Here is a 13,403-nt window from a genome sequence, read left to right on the forward strand (position 1 = left end):
GCGCGACGATGACGCCACCGGATTATCGGCGGACTAGCCTGGCGAGCGTGAGCCAGCAGTCCTCCGCGCCCCGTCGACGGCACCTGATGGACCCCGACGCGCCGCGCAAGGTCGCCGACCCGAAGGACCTCGAGCGGCTCCACCGCGTGCAGCGCCGCGTGGTGTCGGTCCTCATCATCACCACGCTCATCCACCTGACCATCGGCCTGATCCTCGCGGCCGACGCCATCAGCGACGACAAGCGCGGTGCCCAGCTCGGGCTGATCCTGCTCGGCTCGGCGTTCCACGTCGTCGGCGTCGCGGCCGTCCGCGGTATCAACCGCAAGCCGATCCCCACCTGGTGGATGCTGACCGGGCTGGTCCCCGTCGCGCTCGGCGTCTGGTGGGTCATCCTCCGCTAGTGGCGCGCGCGAGCAGCACCCGTTCGCGCACCGCTCGGTAGCCCAGCGCGGCCAACCGGGCGATCCCGTCGCGGTCCCCCGTCGCCGCCAGCACGACCACGTCGTCGGCGACCTCCGCAGCGGCGTTGGTCGCCGCGGCGAGGACGGCGGCCTCGGCTCGCTCGTCGCCGGACGGTGCGAAGACCGCGCTGATCCGGGTCATCCCCGCGAGCGTCGGGGTCCGGCCCGCCATCGCCACCGGTTCGCCGTCGACCTCCCACAGCGTGATCCGGCCGTCGGCGAGCGGGTCGTCGACGACGTAGGACCGGTCACTCGGGTCGCCCGGGTGCGCTTCCAGGAGCAGGTCGAACCACCCGTCGACCAGCGCGTGGTCGTCCGGTCCGGCGGCCCGGGCCACGCCGGGCAGCACCGCCGAGGGTCGTACGGCGTCGAGCCGGTGGAGGACGAACCGACCTCGCGGCCGCAGCAGTACGCCGGTCCGCTCGAAGGCGCCGATCACGTCGTCCGCGGTGGTGATGTCGCAGCCGATCCCGACCTCCGGCCCGAGGGGACCGAGGAGCTCGACGAGGGTTTCGACCGCCTCGGGCGGCATCGGTGCCAGCAGCGTCGGGTGCCGAGGTGCGCGCACGAACGCGCCCCGCACGACCCCGGCGTCGTCGGTCCACCACCCGTGGGCCTGGTCCGCGGGCGGGTCTGGCCGCCGCGACAGGTGGTCGGCCTCGGTCAGCAAGGGCGAGTGCAGGACCGGCTCGGACCCCAGGAACTCACCCGCGGCACCGAGCAGCTCAGCGACATCGGCGGTGACGGACCAGGGCACGCCCCGATCCTGTCAGGCCGCGTGCTTGACCGGCTGGCTCCAGTGGATCCGGCGCGCGACCAGGGCGGCGGCGCCGTCCGCGACCCGCTCGACGCCCTTCTTGGTCGTCTGCCCGGTGAGGTAGACGACCGCGAACGACTTCCCGGCGACGTAACCGACGGCGAAGCTGCCGACGAGCACGATCGGAAGGTCGCGGTGGACCTTGTGGATGTTGGCGTGGTTGCTCATGGCTGCCCCCTCTCCGGTCGTCGAGAGATCGACGATGGCTGTGCCTTCCACTATCGGCACGCGAGGGCGCGAAAAGAACCTGTTGTCAGACAATCCGGCGTAGTCCGATGGGGTCAGAGTCCTTCGATGATCGCCACCACGCCCTCGGCGTCGGTCCAGAACCAGGACCAGCGAGGTCACGATCGTGGACTGGCCGGGCGCTGCGGACCGGCCGAGGCTCAGATCGAAGACCCCAGCACTCTCGGAGGAAACGATGCTCACGAATCTCGGCAGGTCCTTGGCACAGCAATGGGCGGGCCTCCTGGCCCTGTTCCTCGTCCTCACCAGCGGCACGGCCTACGCGCTGGCCGAGTCCAACACCGTCTTCAGCGACGACATCGTCGACGGCCAGGTCAGCAGCGCGGACGTCGCCGACGACGACACCTTCCGCGCCCTGCGCGGGATCGACGTCCTCAACGGCTCCCTCAGCGGCGCGGACTTCGCCAGCGACTCGGTCACCGGCATCCGGGTCAACGAGTCGTCGCTGTCCACCGTGCCGCTCGCGGCGCAGGGCGGCACCGGCCGGTACGGCTATGACGGTGCCTGCAACCCCGAGTCGACCACCTGGCTGCGGTGCTCGACCGTCGTCCTGACCCTGGACCGGCCGGGACGCGTCCTGATCATCGGCCAGGTGACGGCGATGGTGGAGTCGGCGAACGAGTGGGGTGACGGCGGCTGCCGGCTGCACGACGGCACTGCGGTGATCGACGCCTCCGTCACCTACGTGAACTGGGACGAGGAGGACGTCGAGGAGGGCCGGAACCACATCACGATGACCGCGGTGACCAACGTCCTGCCCGCCGGCACCCGCGCGGTCGCCATCGACTGCTTCGACCAGACCGGTGCGACCACCTATCCGTTGGCCCGCATCTCCACCGTCACCCTCTCGGGGCAGTGACATGAGAGCGACCCTCCGGCGGCTCGGCCGCCTGCTCGGCACCCAGTGGGCGGCCTTCCTGACCCTCTTCCTGCTCCTGAGCGCGGGCAGCGCCTACGCCCTGGACGGCGTCGACACGGTCTTCAGCGACGACATCGTCGACGGCCAGGTCAGCTCCGCCGACGTGGCCGACGGCTCCCTCACCGGGCGGGACGTCCGCTCCGTCGCGGCCGCCGACCTGGCGAGGGACGCCCTGGGCACCGGCCAGGTCAGCGAGTCGAGCCTCGACGTCGTCCCCGAGGCCGGCCAGGCCGGCACCGGCCGGGCGGGCCGTCCCAGCTCGTGCGGGGAATCTCCCCTCTACCTCGGCTGCGGCTCCACGACGATCGACCTCGTCAAGCCCGGGCGACTGCTGATCATCGCTGCCGTGAACACGTACACCTCCTACTTCGTCCAGTACGTCGAGGGGTCGTGCCGCCTGCAGGTCAACGGCGCGGCGATCGACGCGTCCACGACCGTCTTCAAGTACGACGACGAGGGCGAGGTCACCCCGCTCTTCGACGCCGTCGAGGGCGCCGGGCAGAACGCGACGTTGACGGCGGTGTCCGACGTCTACCCGGCCGGCCGCCAGGTGGTCGGCGTGCAGTGCAAGCTGAACGCCCCCGGACGATCGTTGGACGGCACCTACGGCAAGGTCACCGCGTCCGTCGACATCTCCGTCGTCGGCCTGTCGGCGCGGTGATTCTGCGGCTCAGAGGCGCTCGATGATCGTCACGTTGGCCTGGCCGCCGCCTTCGCACATGGTCTGCAGGGCGTAACGGCCACCGGTGCGCTCGAGCTCGTTGAGCATCGTCGCCATGATCCGGGTGCCGGTCGCACCGATGGGGTGGCCCAGTGCGATACCGCCGCCGTTGACGTTCACCTTGTCCAGCGGGATGCCGAGCTCGTCGGACCAGGCGAGGACGACCGACGCGAACGCCTCGTTGCACTCGAACAGGTCGATGTCGTCGACCGACATTCCGGTCTTCTCCAGCGCGTGGCGGGTGGCCCGGATCGGGCCCGTCAGCATCCAGATCGGGTCGTCGCCGCGCACCGAGAGGTGGTGGATCCGAGCACGTGGGGTGAGCCCGTGGGTCTTCACAGCCGCCTCCGAGGCGATCAGCATCGCCGAGGAGCCGTCGCAGATCTGCGAGGCGACACCGGCGGTGATCCGGCCACCCGGAGCGAGCGTCTGCAGCTCGGCCATCTTCTCCAGCGAGGTCTCGCGCGGGCACTCGTCGGTGGTGAAGACGGTGCCGTCGGCCAGGGTCACCGGGGCGATCTCGTTGTCGAACCGACCCTCGGCGATGGCCGCCTTGGCACGGGTGTGGGACGCCAGCGCGAACTCCTCCATCCGCTCCCGGCTGATGTCCCACTTCTCCGCGATCATCTCCGCAGAGTTGAACTGCGAGACCTCCACGTCGCCGTACCGCTTCACCCATCCGGGCGACTCGGCGAACGGCGTGGTGAAGCCGTACTGGTCGGCCACGAGCATGGCCGCCGAGATCGGGATGGCCGACATGTTCTGCAGACCGCCGGCGACGACGAGGTCCTGGGTGCCGGACATGACGCCCTGGGCGGCGAAGTGCACCGCCTGCTGCGAGGAGCCGCACTGACGGTCGATGGTGACCCCGGGGACGTGGTCGGGCAGACCCGCCACCAGCCACGCGGTGCGCGCGACGTCGCCGGCCTGCGAGCCGATGGTGTCGCAGCAGCCCATGATCACGTCGTCGACGGCGCCCGGGTCGACGCCCGTGCGGTCCATCAGCGCGGAGAGGACGTGCGCGCCGAGGTCGGCGGAGTGCATCGAGGCCAGCGAGCCGCGGCGCTTGCCGACCGGGGTGCGGACGGCGTCGACGATGAATGCTTCGGTCATGAGGAGATCCCATCGAGGAGAATGCGGACGTACTGGTCGGCGACCTCGGTGTGCGTGTGGCCCTTGCCGGGCTGGTACCAGCGGACGGCCACCCACACGGTGTCGCGGATGAAGCGGTAGGTCAGGGTCACGTCGAGGTCCGGGCGGAGCACGCCGGTGCGCACACCCTCCTCGATCAGGGTGACCCACACCTGCCGGGACTGGGTGTTGCGGTCGGCGAGGTAGCCGAACCGCTCGAACGTGCCGAGGTAGTCGGCGTCGTTCTGGAAGATCGCGACCTCGGGGCCGTGCTGCTCGATCGCCTCGAACGACACCCGGACCGCCCGCTCGAGCTTCGTCCGGGCGTCGTCGTCGCTCGCCAGGATCTCGTCGTACTGACCGAAGAGACGGTCCTGGAACGGGATGAGGATCTCGTCGACCATCGACTCCTTGGAGTCGAAGTGGTGATAGAGGCTGCCGGACAGGATGCCGGCCGCGTCCGCGATGTCGCGGACGGTCGTGTTCTTGAAGCCCTTCTCGGCGAACAGCCGGGCCGCGATCGCGAGCAGCTCGTCGCGACGGCTGGGCTCAGGCGTGCTGGCTGCTGACACTGATCACCTCACCGGTCAGGTACGACGAGTAGCCGCTCGCGAGGAACACCATCACGTTCGCAACCTCCCACGGCGCGGCTCCGCGACCGAACGCCTCTCGCTGCTTGAGCTCGTCGAGGAGCTCGGGGGAGGTCACCTTCTCCAGGAACGGGTGGGTCGCGAAGCTCGGGGCCACGGCGTTGACCCGGATCCCGTGGGGCGCGAGGTCGATCGCGGAGCAGCGGGTCAATGCCATCACACCGGCCTTGGCCGCGGCGTAGTGCGCCTGGCCCTCCTGGGCACGCCAGCCGAGCACCGACGCGTTGTTGATGATGACGCCCTTCTTCCCCGCGGCCACCATCCGCTGGCCGGCGGCACGCACGCAGCGGAACGTGCCGGTCAGGCTGATGTCGAGGACCTTGGACCACTCCTCGTCGGTCATGTCGAGGATGCTGGCGGTGCCACCCAGACCGGCGTTGTTGATCATGACGTCGACGCCTCCGAACTCCTCCGCGGCGTCGAGCAGCGCGCCGACCTGCGCTTCGTCGGTCACGTCACAGACCAGCTGCCGCACCCGGTCCGCGCCGAACTCCGCACCCAGCGCCTCCTCGGCCTCGGCGAGCCGGCGTGCGTGGGTGTCGCTGAACACGACCGCCTTGGCGCCCTCCTCGAGCACACGTCGTACGACGGAGGCGCCGATGCCGGCGCCCGCCGCGGCGGTCACGACGACGACCTTGTCCTTGAGCAGGCCGTGGCCCGGCACGTAGTCGGGGGTCGGCTGCTCAGCGCGCATCGTGGTCATTCAGGCTCCCTTGGGTTCACGCGGCAAGCCGAGCACGCGCTCGGCGAGGATGTTCTTCTGGACCTCGTCGCTGCCGCCGTAGATCGTGTCGGAGCGGGAGAAGAGGAAGAGTCGCTGGTGCTCGTCGAGCTCGTAGGGGGTGCTGGTCCCTCGGGTGAGCAGGCCCTCGGCACCGGCGACGTCCATCGCCACCTCGCCGAGCTTGCGGTGCCAGTTGGCCCAGGCCAGCTTGAAGATCGAGCCTGCTCCGCCTCCTGCGGCGGAGTCCTGGCCGCCCTCGACGAGCGCGAGCGCGCGCAGCGCGAAGCTGCGGGTCGCGCTGAGCTCGACCTTGAGCTGCGCGAGCCGGTCGCGGACCACCGGGTCGTCGATCGAGCCGTTGGCCTTGGCCCGGGCGATCACCGTGTCGAGCTCGCGGGCGAAGCCGACGGTCTGGCCGAGCGTGGAGACGCCGCGCTCGAAGCCGAGGAGGCCCATCGCGACCCCCCAGCCCTTGCCGGGCTCGCCGACGACCAGGTCGCCGGCGGTCCGGGCGCCGGTGAAGAAGACCTCGTTGAACTCCGAGCCGCTGGTGAGCTGCTCGATGGGCCGGATCTCGACTCCCTCCTGGTCCAGCGGGACGAGGAGGAAGGAGAGCCCGTGGTGGCGCTGCGATCCGGCCTCCGTGCGCGCGATCACGAAGCACCAGTCGGACAGGTGGGCGTTGGACGTCCACACCTTCTGCCCGTCGATGACCCACTCGCCGGTCGAGTCGTCGAGGCGGGCCTTGGTCTGGACGTTGGCCAGGTCGGAGCCGGCGTTGGGCTCGGAGTAGCCCTGCGCCCACAGCTCGGTCACCTCGCGGATCGGCGGCAGGAAGCGCTGCTTCTGCTCGTCGCTGCCGAACGCGATCAGGGTGGGCCCGAGCAGCGTCTCGCCGAGGTGGTTGATGTCGTGGGGCGCGTCGGCGCGCGCGTACTCCTCGTGGAAGATCACCTGCTGCCACAGCGACAGGCCGCGGCCGCCGTGCTCCTCGGGCCAGCCGACGCAGGTCCAGCGATGCTCGGCGAGCAGCTGGTTCCAGGCGCGCCGCTCCTCGAAGGCCTCGTGGTCGCGGCCGGGGCCGCCCAGGCCCTGCAGGTCGCGCCACTCGCCGACCAGGTGCTCGCCCAGCCAGGTGCGCACCTCCTCGCGGAAGGCGAGGTCCTCGGGGCTCTCGGTCAGGTCCATGACGTCACCATACCAAGCAAATGCTTGGTAGGGTGTTCTCGTGGACACGATTCCGGCGATCCTGCGCGCTGCCGCGGAGCGGTACGGCGACCACCCCGCCTACGTCCAGGACGGGCGCACCCTCAGCTACGCCGGCCTGCTCACCGAGGTCCGCGAGCTGGCGCGCCGCTACGTCGGCCACGGCCTGGCCGCTGGCGAGCGGGTCGTCGTGTGGGGCCCCAACAGCATCGAGTGGGTGCTCGCCGCCCTCGCGACGACGTACGCCGGAGCGACCCTGATCCCCGCCAACTCCCGCTACACCGGCCACGAGGTCGCCGAGCTCGTCGACCGCACCGGCGCCACGACCGTGATGGTCGCCGACGGGTTCCTCGGGCGGCAGCAGTTCGAGGAGCTCCGCGCCGCCAGCGAGATCGTGTCGGTCCGGGTGCTCGGCAACCTCGCGGACCTCACGCTGGACCACCGCGGCGAGGAGCGCCACGTCCGCGAGGCGACGGCGGAGGAGGTCGAGGCACGCGCCGACGCGGTCTCCCCCGACGACGTCGCCGACATCCTCTTCACCTCCGGCACCACCGGCCGGCCCAAGGGCGCGATGAGCGCCCATCGGCAGAGCATCGGCGTCGCCCGGGCCTGGGCCGACCTCGGTGGCGTCACCGCGGACGACCGCTACCTGGTGATCAACCCGTTCTTCCACTCCTTCGGCTACAAGATCGGGATCATCGTCGGCCTGCTCACCGGCGCCACCCTGTACCCCGTCGCGACGTTCGACCTCGACGAGACCATGCGGATCATCGAGAACGAGCGGATCACGCTGCTCCCCGGTGCACCCACGATCTTCCAGTCGCTGCTCGCCGCCCCCGGACGCAGCGACCACGACCTCTCCTCGGTCCGGCTGGCCGTGACGGGGGCCGCCGTCGTACCCGTGGTGCTCATCGAGCGGATGCGGGCCGCCGCCCCCGAGGGCCTGGCGATCGAGCACGTCGTCACCGCGTTCGGCATGACCGAGGCCGTCGTCGTGACGATGTGCCGCGAGGACGACTCGGCCGAGACCGTCGCCACCACCTGCGGCCGCGCCGTCCCCGGCATGGAGACGCGGATCGACGCACCCGCCGGCGAGGAGGGCGAGCTGCTCGTCAGGGGCGACAACGTGATGCTGGGCTACCTCGACGACCCGGCCGCCACGGCCGAGGCGATCGACGAGGACGGCTGGCTGCACACTGGCGACGTCGGCACCCTCGACGAGCACGGCAACCTCCGGATCACCGACCGCCTCAAGGACATGTACATCTCCGGCGGCTTCAACGTCTATCCCGCCGAGGTCGAGCAGGCCCTGCTCCGGATGGACGGCATCAACGACGTCGCCGTGGTCGGCGTGCCCGACGAGCGGATGGGCGAGATCGGCAAGGCCTACGTGGTCCTGGCCGAGGGCGTCGACCTCACCGCCGAGGACGTCATCGCGTTCGCCAAGGAGCGGCTGGCCAACTTCAAGGCCCCGCGCCTGGTCGAGCGCATCGACGTCCTCCCCCGGAACCTCTCCGGCAAGGTCCTGAAGAACGAGCTGAGGAACTGAGTCAACCGTGGATCTGCAACTGACCGAGAGCGAGCTCGCCTTCCAGGCCGAGGCCCGCGCCTGGCTGGCCGCCAACGTCCCGAACGAGCCGCTGCCCTCGATGGACACCGAGGAGGGCTGGCGCCTCCACCAGGAGTGGGAGGCCAGGCTCACCGCCGACCGCTGGTCGGTCGTGTCGTGGCCGAAGAGCTACCACGGCCGCGAGGCCTCCCTCGTCGAGTGGGTGATCTTCGAGGAGGAGTACTACCGCGCCGGCGCCCCCGGCCGGGTCTCCCAGAACGGGATCTTCCTGCTCGCGCCGATCATCTTCGACCACGGCACCCAGGAGCAGCAGGACCGGTTCCTGCCGACGATGGCCTCCGGGGAGAAGATCTGGGCGCAGTGCTGGTCCGAGCCCGAGGCGGGCTCCGACCTGGCGTCGCTGAAGTCCACCGCGCGCCGCGACGACGAGCGCGGCGGCTGGGTGCTCAACGGCCAGAAGATCTGGTGCTCCCGCGCCTCCTACGCCCACTGGGGCTTCGGGCTCTTCCGGAGCGACCCCAGCGCCCAGAAGCACGCCGGGCTGACCTACTTCCTGTTCCCGATGGACGCCGAGGGCATCACGGTCCGCCCGATCGCCCAGCTCGACGGCGAGGCCGGATTCGCCGAGGTCTTCTACGACGACGTCTTCGTGCCCGACTCCGACGTGCTCGGTGCGCCCGGCGACGGCTGGCGGGTCGCGATGAGCACCGCGGGCAACGAGCGAGGACTCTCGCTGCGCTCCCCCGGCCGCTTCTGCGCCGCCGCCGACCGCCTCGTCGACCTCTACCGCGAGCGCCCCGACGTCCGGATGGGCGACGCCGTCGTCGACGCGTGGATCAAGGCCGAGGCCTACCGCCTCTACACCTGGGGGACCGTGACCCGGCTCGCCGACGGTGGCGAGATGGGTGCGGCCGGCTCCGTCAACAAGGTCTGGTGGAGCGAGCTCGACATCGCGCTCCACGAGACCGCCCTCGACCTGCTCGGCCCCGAGGCCGAGGTCGAGTCGCGCTGGCTCGACGGCTACACGTTCGCCCTGTCGGGCCCGATCTACGCCGGCACCAACGAGATCCAGCGCAACATCATCGCCGAGCGCATCCTCGGCCTGCCTCGCGAGCCCAAGGGAGCCCAGCGATGAACTTCGAGCTCACCGACGAGCAGCGCGCGTTCGGGGACGCCCTCGACAAGCTGCTCGTCTCCGCCGACACGGTCGCCGTGGCCCGCGCCTGGGCCGAGGGCGACACCGGCCCCGGTCTCGCGCTCTGGAGCCGCCTCGCCGAGCAGGGCGTCACCGCGCTGCTCGTGCCCGAGGAGGCCGGCGGCATGGACGCCACCCCGGTCGAGCTGGTCGTGGCGTTCGAGGCCCTCGGCCGGCACGCCGTCCCGGGCCCGTGGGTCGAGACCGCCGCCTACCTCGCCACCGAGCTCGCCGGCGCTGCTCGTGAGGCGATCGCCGAGGGCGCGGTCGCGACGGTCGCTGTGCCGCCGCACACGCCGTACGCCCTCGACGCCGACGTGGCCGCGCAGGTGTACGTCGCGGCGTCCGACGGGGTCCGGACCGCCACGGTCGGCGAGCAGGTCGGCTCCGTCGACCTGGCACGCCACCTGTTCCGCGTCGAGGCCGGCGGCGTCCACGACACCGCCGACCGGGCCGCGGAGGCGTTCGACCTCGCGGCGCTCGCGACGGCCGCGCAGCTGCTCGGCGCAGGCGAGCGGGTTCTCGCCGAGGCTGTCACCTATGCGAAGCAGCGTCGTCAGTTCGGACGCGAGATCGGCTCCTACCAGGCGATCAAGCACCAGCTGGCCGACGTCCGGATCGCCCTCGACTTCGCGCGACCCCTCGTGCTGGGGGCAGCCGTCGAGCCCACCCCGCGCGCGGTGTCGGCAGCCAAGGTCATGGCCGGCGACGCGGCGTACCTCGCGTCGCGCACGGCGCTGCAGGTCCACGGCGCGATCGGCTACACCCAGGAGTTCGACCTCAGCATCTGGATCACCAAGATCCGAGCGCTCGTCACCGCGTGGGGCACGCCTGCCTTCCACCGGGCCCGGATCCTCCAGTCGCTGGTCGGGGCCTGACATGGAGTTCGCGCTCAGCGAGGAGCAGACCGAGCTCGCCACGACCGTCCGGGCAGTGCTGGCCAAGCAGGCCGACTCCGCGGCGGTACGCGCGGCCAGCTCGTCCGAGACCGGGTACGACGCCGCCCTGTGGTCGACCCTCTGCGAGCAGGTCGGCGTCGCCGCCCTCGCGATCCCCGAGGAGCACGACGGCTTCGGCGCAACCTTCTTCGAGACTGCCGTCGTCCTCGAGGAGCTCGGCCGCGCGCTGGCGCCTGCTCCCCTCCTCGCCTCGGTCCTCGCCGCCGAGGCGCTGATGGCCGGCGGGACCGACGACGCGAAGGCCCGCCTGCTCCCCCGGATCGCCGCCGGTGAGGTCGCGACCCTCGTCGACGGTGACGGCCCGGTGCTCGATGCCGACCACGCGGCGATCGTGATCGCCATCGACGGCGACTCCCTCGTGGAGGTCACCGGAGCGAGCGCGACCTGGACCGAGTCGATGGACCAGACGATCCGGCTGGCCGTCCTCGACCGCACGTCCGCCTCGACCACCGTGATCGGTGACGGTGCCGCCGCCCGCGCGCGGGTCGCGCTCGTCGGGCCGGCCGCAGTGGCTGCCCTCGCCGTGGGGCTCTCCGCCCGCGCGCTGCAGATGACCGTCGACTACAGCAAGGAACGGGTCCAGTTCGGCCGCCCGATCGGCTCGTTCCAGGCCCTCAAGCACCGCATGGCCGACATGCTGGCGCAGCTCGAGATCGGTCGCTCCGCCTCCTGGGCGGCGTCCTACGCGCTCGCCACCGACGGCGCCGACGCCGAGCAGCTCGTCCGCACCGCGTCGTCGTACTGCCTGGAGGCGGCCGCCCACCTCGCCGGCGAGTGCATCCAGCTCCACGGCGGCATCGCCATCACCTGGGAGCACGACGCCCACCTGCTCTTCAAGCGCGCCCACGCGCTCGGCCGGCTCTTCGGCGCACCCCACCAGCAGCGGGCGCTCCTCGACCTCTGAGTCGGCGTTCGCCGATCATCGGCCACCGGCGACCCGGATCGTGGTTCCGGTGACGTAGGACGCCTGTTCGCTGAGCGCCCAGGCGATCGCCTCGGCGACCTCCTCCGGCTCGCCGACCCGACCCATCGGCACCAGCGGGCCGACCCGTTCCGTCCGACCGGGCTCACTCGACCTCGGCGGGATCGGTGACGTCAGCCCGGACCGTCACTCACCGCACACCCCGCTCAGCGACGGCCGCACTGGTCTCCGCTGCAGCCGCCGCGTCACGCGCGTAGCCGAGCACCAGGTCGTGACCGTCTGCCGCGAGCCGCATCGCCGTCGCCCGACCGATGCCGCGGGTACCGCCCGTCACCAGCGTCAGCGGTCGCGAGGTCCCTCCCATGCGACCCGTCCTCACACACCGCCGCGCAGCCCCAGGAGCTGCGTGCGGAGCCCGTCGGGGATGGGCGTCTTGGTGCCGGTGGCGTAGTCGAACGCGACGACGAGCGTCTCGCCCTCGGCGGCGACGGCGCCGTGGCGGTGGCTGACGGCGCGGGAGTGCATCACGTAGCGGTCCTCGGAGATCTCGCCGATGCGGACGCCGACGGTGACGGTGTCGGGATAGGTGAGCGGGATCCGGAAACGACAGCTCGCCGTGTGGACGATCGGGCCGACGCCGGAGCCCTCGGCGGAGGGGTCTCCCGCCGCGCCGTCCGAAAGTGCCTCGAAGCACCGGATCCGCGCGGTCTCGAAGTACCGGAAGTACACGGTGTTGTTGACGTGACCCATGGCGTCCATGTCACCCCAGGCCACCGGGATCTCCACCACCACCGGGTAGTCGGCCAACAGGTCGGCCACGTGGGCGTCGTCACTCATGGCGGCAGGTTAGCGACCCGGACGACGGGGTACCGTCCCGTGGGCGACCGGACGATCCGGTCCGGACCGAGGAGCACCACCATCAGCACGCAGATCCTGGGCGGCCGCTACGAGCTGCGCGGTCTCATCGGCCGGGGCGGGATGGCTGAGGTCCACCGCGGCTACGACCGCCAGCTGGACCGGGACGTCGCGATCAAGATCATGCACCCCGCGCTCGGCAGCGACGTGGACCACCAGCGCTTCGCCTCGGAGATGCGGCTGCTCGCCGGTCTCAACCACCCCGGCCTCGTGACCCTCCTCGACGCGGGGCTCGACCGCTCCCCGGCGGACGGCACCGGCGAGGGCAGCCCGGCGCGCGTCCGCTGGCTCGTGATGGAGCTGGTGGACGGGCCGTCGCTCTCCGGTCGACTCGACGGGGGCCCGATGGCGCCCGGCGAGGTGGCCCTGATCGGGGCCGGCATCGCGGGGGCGCTCGCCCATGTCCATGCGAGCGGCATCGTCCACCGCGACGTCAAGCCGGCCAACATCCTGCTCACGAGCACCGGTCAGCCGAAGCTGGCCGACTTCGGCATCGCGCGTGCCATCGGTGACGCCGCGGGGCTCACGGGCACCGGGCACACCATCGGCACCGCGCTGTACCTCTCCCCCGAGCAGGTCTCCGGCGGCACCGTCACCGGAGCCAGTGACGTCTATGCGCTCGGGCTGGTGCTGCTCGAGGCCCTGACCGGTCGGCGCGCGTACGACGGGACGCCCGTCGAGGCCGCGATGGCCCGGCTCCACCGGCGCCCGCTCATCCCCGTCTCGCTGGGCAGCGGCTGGGTCCGACTCCTCGACGCGATGACGGCGACCGACCCGGCCGAGCGCCCCGCTGCGGCCGAGGCGGCGGCACGGCTCGGCGCACTGGGCGGGGCCGGACAACCGGCGTTCCCCGCCCCGGTGGCTCCGCCAGCGACGCGCACAGCGAGCCTGCCGAAGGTGTCGCGCCTGCGGACACCCTGGCCGTGGTCCCGCCGGTTCGCCGTGGCGGGCGCGGCGGGCGCCGCGG

General features: G+C 71.6%; 17 protein-coding genes. 8 read left to right on the forward strand and 9 right to left on the reverse strand.

Going from position 1 to position 13,403, the window contains the following annotated elements:
- Positions 1–47 precede the first annotated feature (47 nt).
- Positions 48–401 carry a hypothetical protein gene (locus tag H0487_RS04460; RefSeq protein WP_183093027.1) on the forward strand — a complete coding sequence of 118 codons (354 nt, stop codon included), beginning with the start codon at positions 48–50 and terminating at the stop codon, positions 399–401.
- On the opposite strand, the gene H0487_RS04465 is transcribed toward H0487_RS04460, so the two are convergent.
- Together H0487_RS04465 and H0487_RS04470 are read right to left on the reverse strand one after the other, a co-directional pair.
- Positions 388–1,218: a hypothetical protein gene (locus H0487_RS04465; protein WP_183093028.1), complete on the reverse strand. Its 831-nt coding sequence runs from the start codon at positions 1,216–1,218 to the stop codon at positions 388–390. The two genes, H0487_RS04460 and H0487_RS04465, sit on opposite strands and share 14 nt — an antisense overlap.
- Positions 1,219–1,230: 12 nt before the next feature.
- Positions 1,231–1,446, reverse strand: coding sequence for a hypothetical protein (locus tag H0487_RS04470; RefSeq protein WP_183093029.1), 216 nt, complete (start codon positions 1,444–1,446; stop codon positions 1,231–1,233).
- A 253-nt stretch (positions 1,447–1,699) separates the two neighbouring features.
- On the opposite strand from H0487_RS04470, the gene H0487_RS04475 reads away from it, so the two are divergent.
- Both H0487_RS04475 and H0487_RS04480 read left to right on the forward strand, forming a co-directional pair.
- Positions 1,700–2,383 carry a hypothetical protein gene (locus H0487_RS04475; RefSeq protein ID WP_183093030.1) on the forward strand — a complete coding sequence of 228 codons (684 nt, stop codon included), beginning with the start codon at positions 1,700–1,702 and terminating at the stop codon, positions 2,381–2,383.
- Position 2,384: 1 nt separating this feature from the next.
- Positions 2,385–3,104 (forward strand): hypothetical protein, encoded by a 720-nt coding sequence (locus H0487_RS04480; RefSeq protein WP_183093031.1) that lies wholly within the window; start codon positions 2,385–2,387, stop codon positions 3,102–3,104.
- A 9-nt stretch (positions 3,105–3,113) separates the two neighbouring features.
- Here H0487_RS04480 and H0487_RS04485 read toward each other — a convergent pair whose 3' ends face one another.
- From H0487_RS04485 to H0487_RS04500, 4 genes are read right to left on the reverse strand one after another with little or no spacing between them, the layout of a single operon-like run.
- The gene (locus H0487_RS04485) at positions 3,114–4,277 is read right to left on the reverse strand and encodes an acetyl-CoA C-acetyltransferase (protein WP_183093032.1); all 1,164 of its coding nucleotides are present in this window, start codon (positions 4,275–4,277) and stop codon (positions 3,114–3,116) included.
- Positions 4,274–4,867 carry a TetR/AcrR family transcriptional regulator gene (locus tag H0487_RS04490; protein WP_183093033.1) on the reverse strand — a complete coding sequence of 198 codons (594 nt, stop codon included), beginning with the start codon at positions 4,865–4,867 and terminating at the stop codon, positions 4,274–4,276. Before H0487_RS04490 ends, H0487_RS04485 begins: the two co-directional genes overlap by 4 nt.
- Entirely contained in the window at positions 4,845–5,648 is an 804-nt protein-coding gene (locus tag H0487_RS04495) for an SDR family oxidoreductase (RefSeq protein WP_246382960.1), read from the reverse strand. The genes H0487_RS04490 and H0487_RS04495 overlap by 23 nt, the downstream gene beginning before the upstream one ends.
- On the reverse strand, positions 5,649–6,857 hold the full coding sequence (locus H0487_RS04500) for an acyl-CoA dehydrogenase family protein (RefSeq protein WP_183093034.1): 1,209 nt from the start codon (positions 6,855–6,857) through the stop codon (positions 5,649–5,651).
- A gap of 40 nt (positions 6,858–6,897) precedes the next feature.
- On the opposite strand from H0487_RS04500, the gene H0487_RS04505 reads away from it, so the two are divergent.
- The 4 genes from H0487_RS04505 to H0487_RS04520 are packed head-to-tail and all read left to right on the forward strand — an operon-like array spanning position 6,898 to position 11,503.
- Positions 6,898–8,424 (forward strand): FadD3 family acyl-CoA ligase, encoded by a 1,527-nt coding sequence (locus H0487_RS04505; protein WP_183093035.1) that lies wholly within the window; start codon positions 6,898–6,900, stop codon positions 8,422–8,424.
- A 7-nt stretch (positions 8,425–8,431) separates the two neighbouring features.
- Complete coding sequence (locus tag H0487_RS04510) at positions 8,432–9,580, forward strand: acyl-CoA dehydrogenase family protein (protein ID WP_183093036.1); 1,149 nt, start codon at positions 8,432–8,434, stop codon at positions 9,578–9,580.
- A complete protein-coding gene (locus tag H0487_RS04515) occupies positions 9,577–10,518 on the forward strand; it encodes an acyl-CoA dehydrogenase family protein (protein WP_183093037.1) in 942 nt (313 codons plus the stop codon). The genes H0487_RS04510 and H0487_RS04515 overlap by 4 nt, the downstream gene beginning before the upstream one ends.
- Before the next feature lies 1 nt (position 10,519).
- Positions 10,520–11,503, forward strand: a complete 984-nt coding sequence (locus tag H0487_RS04520) for an acyl-CoA dehydrogenase family protein (RefSeq protein WP_183093038.1) — start codon at positions 10,520–10,522, stop codon at positions 11,501–11,503.
- A 15-nt stretch (positions 11,504–11,518) separates the two neighbouring features.
- On the opposite strand, the gene H0487_RS23190 is transcribed toward H0487_RS04520, so the two are convergent.
- The 3 genes from H0487_RS23190 to H0487_RS04530 all read right to left on the reverse strand — a co-directional run bounded on the left by H0487_RS23190 (position 11,519) and on the right by H0487_RS04530 (position 12,358).
- Complete coding sequence (locus tag H0487_RS23190) at positions 11,519–11,629, reverse strand: SDR family oxidoreductase (protein WP_246382961.1); 111 nt, start codon at positions 11,627–11,629, stop codon at positions 11,519–11,521.
- A gap of 82 nt (positions 11,630–11,711) precedes the next feature.
- Positions 11,712–11,885 (reverse strand): SDR family NAD(P)-dependent oxidoreductase, encoded by a 174-nt coding sequence (locus tag H0487_RS23195; protein WP_246382962.1) that lies wholly within the window; start codon positions 11,883–11,885, stop codon positions 11,712–11,714.
- An 11-nt stretch (positions 11,886–11,896) separates the two neighbouring features.
- Positions 11,897–12,358 (reverse strand): acyl-CoA thioesterase, encoded by a 462-nt coding sequence (locus tag H0487_RS04530; protein WP_183093039.1) that lies wholly within the window; start codon positions 12,356–12,358, stop codon positions 11,897–11,899.
- A 39-nt stretch (positions 12,359–12,397) separates the two neighbouring features.
- Between H0487_RS04530 and H0487_RS04535 the strand changes: the two genes are divergently transcribed.
- Positions 12,398–13,403 (forward strand): serine/threonine-protein kinase (locus H0487_RS04535; protein ID WP_183093040.1); only part of this gene is annotated, 1,006 nt, incomplete at its 3' end.

The organism is Nocardioides stalactiti (genome assembly GCF_014180715.1).
Lineage (GTDB): Bacteria > Actinomycetota > Actinomycetes > Propionibacteriales > Nocardioidaceae > Nocardioides > Nocardioides stalactiti.

Bases quoted from the DNA above. Each gene is read 5' to 3' on its own strand.
- H0487_RS04470 (WP_183093029.1), bottom strand. From the start codon at position 1,446: ATGAGCAACCACGCCAACATCCACAAGGTCCACCGCGACCTTCCGATC.
- H0487_RS23195 (WP_246382962.1), bottom strand. From the start codon at position 11,885: ATGGGAGGGACCTCGCGACCGCTGACGCTGGTGACGGGCGGTACCCGC.
- H0487_RS04515 (WP_183093037.1), top strand. From the start codon at position 9,577: ATGAACTTCGAGCTCACCGACGAGCAGCGCGCGTTCGGGGACGCCCTC.
- H0487_RS04530 (WP_183093039.1), bottom strand. From the start codon at position 12,358: ATGAGTGACGACGCCCACGTGGCCGACCTGTTGGCCGACTACCCGGTG.
- H0487_RS04520 (WP_183093038.1), top strand. From the start codon at position 10,520: ATGGAGTTCGCGCTCAGCGAGGAGCAGACCGAGCTCGCCACGACCGTC.
- H0487_RS04475 (WP_183093030.1), top strand. From the start codon at position 1,700: ATGCTCACGAATCTCGGCAGGTCCTTGGCACAGCAATGGGCGGGCCTC.
- H0487_RS04495 (WP_246382960.1), bottom strand. From the start codon at position 5,648: ATGACCACGATGCGCGCTGAGCAGCCGACCCCCGACTACGTGCCGGGC.
- H0487_RS04500 (WP_183093034.1), bottom strand. From the start codon at position 6,857: ATGGACCTGACCGAGAGCCCCGAGGACCTCGCCTTCCGCGAGGAGGTG.
- H0487_RS23190 (WP_246382961.1), bottom strand. From the start codon at position 11,629: ATGGGTCGGGTCGGCGAGCCGGAGGAGGTCGCCGAGGCGATCGCCTGG.
- H0487_RS04480 (WP_183093031.1), top strand. From the start codon at position 2,385: ATGAGAGCGACCCTCCGGCGGCTCGGCCGCCTGCTCGGCACCCAGTGG.
- H0487_RS04485 (WP_183093032.1), bottom strand. From the start codon at position 4,277: ATGACCGAAGCATTCATCGTCGACGCCGTCCGCACCCCGGTCGGCAAG.